Origin of the sequence: Corynebacterium gottingense, from assembly GCF_003693265.1 — a bacterium.
GTDB lineage: Bacteria > Actinomycetota > Actinomycetes > Mycobacteriales > Mycobacteriaceae > Corynebacterium > Corynebacterium gottingense.
In genome coordinates this window covers 1-5,675 of sequence record NZ_RDRE01000044.1, presented here as the reverse complement: position 1 = coordinate 5,675, position 5,675 = coordinate 1, and the positions used below count along the sequence as shown (strand labels likewise).

The 5,675-nt window shown below is 65.2% G+C and carries 3 protein-coding genes; 1 reads left to right on the top strand and 2 read right to left on the bottom strand.

The window, feature by feature from the left end:
* A partial coding sequence (locus EAW56_RS12745; protein WP_341867426.1) for an SGNH hydrolase domain-containing protein occupies window positions 1-362 on the top strand: 362 nt, incomplete at its 5' end.
* A 27-nt stretch (window positions 363-389) separates the two neighbouring features.
* Here EAW56_RS12745 and EAW56_RS10870 read toward each other — a convergent pair.
* Both EAW56_RS10870 and EAW56_RS10865 read right to left on the bottom strand, forming a co-directional pair.
* Window positions 390-4,421 (bottom strand): hypothetical protein, encoded by a 4,032-nt coding sequence (locus tag EAW56_RS10870; RefSeq protein ID WP_122086533.1) that lies wholly within the window; start codon window positions 4,419-4,421, stop codon window positions 390-392.
* Between the two features lie 46 nt (window positions 4,422-4,467).
* A partial coding sequence (locus EAW56_RS10865) for a signal recognition particle protein (RefSeq protein WP_122086531.1) occupies window positions 4,468-5,675 on the bottom strand: 1,208 nt, incomplete at its 5' end.

The window sequence follows — 5,675 nt, the reverse complement described above, 5'->3', positions numbered from 1 at the left end:
ACCCGGCTGCCGAGTACCTCGACGGCTCGCGCAACCAGTTCAGCGTGGACACCGCCGGGTGGTTCTGCGACGCCGAACTGTGCCGCCCCCAGATCGGCAACGTGTACGTCTACCGCGACCAGAACCACATCTCGAACGCGTACATGGCCACGCTGACGCCGCTGGTGTGGCAGGAGCTGCGCCGGGTCTTTGACACGCTGGACATCGCCTACACACAGCCCGATCCGGGGCAAGACGGCGAGGGCGCAGCAGGCGCGCCACCCACGGAGTACGTCATCCCGCCGCTGTTCCCCGACCCAAACGCGCACGTCCCCGCCGGCGACGGGGAGGCACCGGAGGTGCCGATGTTGGGACGCGAGTAGGCGTCGATAAGCAGCCCGCTCGGGGCGTTAGCGCACTTTGCGACGCTTCCACCCCAGCGCCACGAACGTCTGGCGATCGCCCGCAACATAGTGCTCGGCGAGCGCGAGGGCCTCGGCGAGGCTGCTCGTCTTGCGCTGGAAATTCTCAATCTGCCCGAAGTCGTGGCCCCACCCGACCACGAACCGGCTGCGAAGCGCGCCGCTGTCATTGACCACCAGGACGTAGTCGCCCTCCACAGCGGAATCCATCACCTGGATGAAGTCGCCCTTTGTGGGCAACTCCACCCGGCGCAGCGCGTCCAGGTTCTCCGGGTCGAGCGGCACGGGCTCGAAGAGGTTTGACTGCATCTGGAAGCGGGAAGGTGCGTCCGGTGCCCGCGTCGCGCTGTGCCACTGGGCAGCTTCGACGACCGCAGCCGGCGACTGCGCCATAGTGGCGTAGAGGTGCAGCACGTCCGGTTCCGCGAGTCCCTCGACCGAGTACACAATGCCGCCCGGGATTTCGTACGTGGCCGAATAGCCGCCCGGGGCTTCTCGGATGGTGAGCCAGTAGTACTGCAGGTCCGGCTCCGCACGGCCCGAGTCGAGCGTGATGCTGGCCGCGACCACGAGCTCGTCCGCGCGGGACAAAAGCTGCAACCCCTGCGCGAACGCGGGAACGGTGGCGTCGACCCAGAACTGGACGATCGTGTTGTTCGCGCCGAGCGTCAATCCGCTGAACGGCGTCTCCTCGCCTCCGGTGGCGTTGTAGAAGACGTGCGCCTCGTTGAGCACGACCGAGACCCCGTACTGGGGCGCAAGGCGCACGATGTCCGCGAGGACTCCGTCGAGCGCGGCCTTGGGCACCCACGCACGCGTCATCGCGCGAAGCCCGACCTCGTTGCCGGCGCGCCCGCGGATCGCACCGGGTGCAGAATGTGCTTGCTGCAGCTCGGAGAAGAAGGTCTTAAGCTCGGCGGGTGCGTCCTCGGCGGTGTCCGCGTGCATGCGGTGGAAGTGGAGGACGGATGCATCGGTCCATGCTTGGGCTCGCTGCGGGAGGATCATGGTAGAGATCTCCGTGAGCTCGTTGTCCCACAGCGACCGTGTACGAACCGGGGCGTCCTGACCGAAGAGCGCTTCTGCCTGCGCGTCGTCCGCCGCGAGGTACATGTGCACGAACGCCACCAGTTCGGCGCCGCTGGAAAACTCTCGGGTCACAGTTGCAAATGGTGCGGTTTCCAGCGTGGCTACCCATTGACCGTTGCCAGCGCGCCCATATTCCAGTGCGCCACCTGGACCGTCGTGGAGCCGCACGAGCGTGCCCTCCGGCAGATTGAGCACCGCGTCAAGCCGACGCAGAGGGAGCTCGCTGCGCTCCCCAGCGCTCGTGGCAAAGTGGGCGTCTGCCGGCGCGGCTTCGCCCCATCCGAGGCGGTCGAGCAGCGGACTCCGGTCCGCAAACGCCAGGAGCAGCTCACGCGCCTGGGCGTAGCCTGCCACCCGGCGGGTGAGCAAGCGGTACTGTCCGGCATCTTCCCCGTTCACGTGGCGCCAGCGGAGGGTCCACGAGCCGTCGGCGTCGAGGCGTGCAGCCATCGCTTCCGGGCCCTCGGCGTACACCTCGACCCACGCGCCGATGGGGTCGGGCACGCGCAGCGCGTCCTCAAAGGCCACATCAATAGTGCGCTCGCACACCTGCTGCCACAGGGTGCCGATGCTATTGCGAAGCCCCGCGAAGCCGACCTCGTGCATTTCCACCCCGGTTCCGTTGACCAGCAACCCGGAGTCTGCCTGAAACACCAGGGCGCGATGCTGAAATGCAAGGTCGACGACACGGTTAAACACCTGGGGATCGTCCATCTGCGCATCGATGGTGAGCACGCGCTGCGCCTTCACGTCGTGCCCCAGCAGGTGCGCAAGCGCACCCGCGAGACCCTCCATCGATGCGTCCTGTTCCTCGAACTGCTCCTGGTCCGCGAAAAACTCCTGCACGTGCCGATGGTGGTGTGCGAGCACGCTGGTCGATGGACGGAGCACGTACAGGCGCTCCGGCGCCCCGTACCGTTGCCCGCCTGGCGCCCCTTCGTCCCCCACGATCCAGTCAAGTGCGCGCATGAGCTCCCGGTTATCCTCCACGTACATCCGGAAGACTTCGTACGCTCGGTTGATGTCGCGGGTGAGCACGTGCCCGCGCTCGACGGCGCCATTGTTATACCCCCACTCCACTCGGTACCATCCATGGGCATCGTGGCGGAACACGCGGCAATAGTCTTCGGGGCTACGGTTGTCAGTCACTCCGATCCAGTCGCCGACGCCCGCTGTGGCAAACGCCTCCTGGTAGGTGGCCAACGCCTCGTCGCTGTACAACGTCGTCGAGTCACCGGAGTTGGAGCCGAGCATGTACGGACGCCGCGGCAAGGCCAGGTCCGCGGTCCGCACCGATTCCCAGTGCACTGAGTCAATAGTGTCGTGTGGAGACTCCGCGGCGTTCAAGAACACGACCGCGACTTCGTATTGCGAAAGCCCTGCGACGGCCCGCATGCTCCAACCGGGCCCGTAGGCCTTCAGCAGAAACGAGCCATGATCCGCGTCCTGAGGGATCGCGAGGAGCACCAGCCGCTGGTCGGGACGCTCGAGCGACTCGACGGTCAGTCGCAGCTGCCAATGGCTGAAGTGCACCATCGACGCTTCCATGAAGGCAGCCGGTGACACCGATACCCACCGATGCACGCACTTGTCGCCGTCAAACAGCTCAAGGGTGCACCGCACGTCGCCTCCAGCTGCGGCGCCTGAGGGGTTGACCAACACTTGTACACCGTCAAGCACCAGCGACACCCCGTAGCGCTGCGCGAGGTTGCCCAGCCGGTCGAGGGTCCGCACCGAGCCACGCCGGCGGACAGAAATCGTCGATACGGCATGCGCTTCCACGCTGTTTTGCTCAAGCGCGAGCGTATGCGGTGCCTGCTGATTCACCTGCGCAATGAATGCCGCCATCGCCCCCTCTGCCACACCGTTGTGTGTGTCCCGCACGCGGTGCATCTCGCGTATCGACGAATTTGCCCACCTCGCCGCGCGTTCCGGAAGCACCATCGCCGTCACGGTGAGAGCGGCGGGCAATGCCATTTCAGACGACTCCGGGAAGTACTCGAGCAACGCCCCGAGCTCGTTGTTGACATAGGCTTCCGCAACCTCGAGGAGCTCGCCGGCGGTGTCGAAGGTGCGGCTCATACCGCCGTTCAAGGCGTGGCGCATCGTCGCGCGCCACTGCCCGTCGTGGTCCCGCCCAAATTCCAAAGAGAAATTGAGCCGGTCGTGCAGGCGCACCATGACGCCCGCCGGCAGGTCGCGGATCGCCCCGAACCGGCGCAACCTGTACTGGGAGCGTTGCACGAGGTCGCAGGTAGAGAGACGCGGGACGAAGTCGACGTTGGTCCACTCGTACTCACTGAGGGTCGGGCAATGATCCGCAAACGCGAGCAGGACGGCGCGGGCTTCCTCGTAAGTCGCAACCGTCAGGGTCCGTAGGTCGGAGTTGTCCTCGCGAACGGTCCACACGATTGTGAAACGGCCGTCGTCCAGGAGGTGCATGCGCATCCGGATACCAAACTCGGCAGTGCTATCGCCGAAGTTGTGCACTTGCACCCAGGTGTCCATGTCGGACGGCGCTCGAAGTGCATCCTCAAAAGCGCGGTCCAGAGTGCGCTCGCTCACCTGGCACCAGACTGTTGCGATCGAGTTTGTCACCGCCGAAAATTCGGCGGTCGCACCATCGACGCCAGTGGCGTCGATGTACAGATCCGATTCCCCGATAAACGCCGAGACGCGATGCTTCAAGCACACGACAAAGAGGAAATTCAGCGAGTGGGCATCGAGACCGTTCACCGAGGCCGTTATGAGACGAGTCGGCGCGAACTCCTGCCGCAGCCCACGCGAAAGATCACGCGCAAACGCCTCCATCTCTGGATCGGGGAGCCGGCGCAGCGCGTCAACATCCGCACCCCTGAGAACCTTCGCCAATTGGTCGAAGCGAGACGTGACGACGCTACTTGTTCGCAGGAAGTGGAATGGGAACTCCATACCGCACAACCTACAGTGATATAGCGCACACCGCAGGGGGCGAGTGTTACTTCTTCTTCCCCATGCGCTTCATCGCTTCGCCGAAGTCGAGGTTGTCCAGGTCCATGCCGTCCATCCCCGGAGGAAGCTGCTCCTGCAGCTTCTTCAGCTCCTTCATGTCCGGCATGCCGCCGCCCATACCTGGCATCCCGGGCATGCCCGGCATCCCTGGCATCCCGCCGCCACCACGGCGCTTCGGCGGCTTACGCTTGCCATTCTTGCCCTTGCGGCCCTTCGGCTTCTTCTTGGTTGCCGAGCGGCCACCCGGCATCCCCGGCATACCGGGCATGCCGCCACCCATGCCAAACTGGCCGGCCATCTTGCCCATCATCTTCTTCGCCTCAAAGAAGCGCTCCACCAGCTGGTTCACGTCGGAGACCTCGACACCGGAGCCCTTGGCGATGCGCTTGCGTCGTGAAGCATTGAGGATCTTCGGGTCCTCGCGCTCCGCCGGCGTCATGCCGCGAATGATGGCCTGGATGCGGTCGAGCTGCTTCTCGTCCACCATGTCGGCCATCTGGTTCATCTGCTTGCCGCCCGGCATCATCTTCAGCAGGTTGCCAATCGGCCCCATGCGCCGGATCATGAGCAACTGGTTGAGGAAGTCCTCGAGCGTGAGCTCGCCGGACGCGAGCTTGGTCGCCGCTTCCTCGGCGTCCTGCTCGTTGTAGGTCTGCTCGGCCTGCTCGATCAGCGAGAGCAGGTCACCCATGCCGAGGATCCGGCTGGACATGCGGTCCGGGTGGAAGACGTCAAAGTCGTCGAGCTTTTCGCCTGTCGACGCGAACAGGATCGGCTTACCGGTCACCTCGCGGATCGACAGCGCGGCACCACCTCGGGCGTCGCCATCCAGCTTGGTCAGGACCACGCCGGTGAAGTCGACACCGTCGGCGAAGGCCTGCGCGGTGCTCACCGCGTCCTGGCCGATCATCGCGTCGATGACGAAGAGGACTTCGTCCGGGTTGACGGCGTCGCGGATGTTGCGCGCCTGCGTCATCAGCGTCTCGTCGATGCCCAGGCGACCCGCGGTATCGATAATGACCACGTCGTGCTTGGTCTGCTTCGCGTGCTCGATACCCTGCTGCGCCACCGCGACCGGGTCGCCGTGGGAGGACCCCATCTCGTGCTCGTAGGAGTCGATGGACGTACCCGGATCCGGCGCAAAGGTCTGCACGCCGGCGCGCTCGCCGACGATCTGCAGCTGCTGGACAGCGC